Below are 648 nucleotides of genomic sequence, written 5' to 3' on the forward strand. Positions count from 1 at the left end.
GGAAAATCAGCGAAGCAAACAAAGGTAAAAATGCGAAAGCTGTCATTTGTATTGAAACTGGAGCAGTGTACAGTTCCGGCACAGAGGCGGCAAAAGCTATCGGCGTAACGCAGGAAGCCATTAGTCAGGTTTTGCGTGGCAAAGCGAAGACTAGTGGCGGTTATCACTGGAAGTACGCACCGGAAAGTGATAATAAGCGCGATTCTTATGATCACTTACGTCCTAAGTGATAATAACTAGCATTTACAGCTCCGTTTACATGTTAGGACCCGGTTCTTACATGTAAGGATTCATGATAATAGCGTGGAAGGTGATGTGATGGCCAAGCTCAAGGCTTCGACGCGGAAACGCATGAAGGCGACCTCGTTCGCGCTTCCTGGGCAGAAAAAATACCCGATTCCCGACAAAACGCACGCGCGCATGGCTTTGGCGATGGTTGCGGCGCATGGGACGGCCACGGAGAAACGCAAAGTCCGCGCCGCCGTGAAAAAGAAGTTTCCCAGCATCAAACAATCCAAAGGAAGGGTGTGATACGATCATGGCGTGCAAGAAAAAGAAAAAGACCAGTACGAGCAAGAAGCGTAAGTAGGCTCGTATGCGACTGACTAGTCCTAGAAGTGATGTGACCCGGTACGTGGACGCACATAC

2 protein-coding genes are annotated in these 648 nt (G+C 49.5%); both read left to right on the forward strand.

What is annotated here, in order from left to right; all coding sequences use genetic code 11:
• Positions 1 to 230: hypothetical protein (locus tag ABD768_RS42985; protein WP_344850765.1), on the forward strand; the 230-nt coding region annotated here is incomplete at its 5' end.
• Positions 231 to 318: 88 nt separating this feature from the next.
• Positions 319 to 531 (forward strand): hypothetical protein, encoded by a 213-nt coding sequence (locus tag ABD768_RS42990; RefSeq protein WP_344850767.1) that lies wholly within the window; start codon positions 319 to 321, stop codon positions 529 to 531.
• The last annotated feature ends 117 nt before the right edge of the window (positions 532 to 648 follow it).

The sequence above is a fragment of the Kribbella ginsengisoli genome, from assembly GCF_039537185.1.
Classification (GTDB): Bacteria; Actinomycetota; Actinomycetes; order Propionibacteriales; family Kribbellaceae; genus Kribbella; species Kribbella koreensis.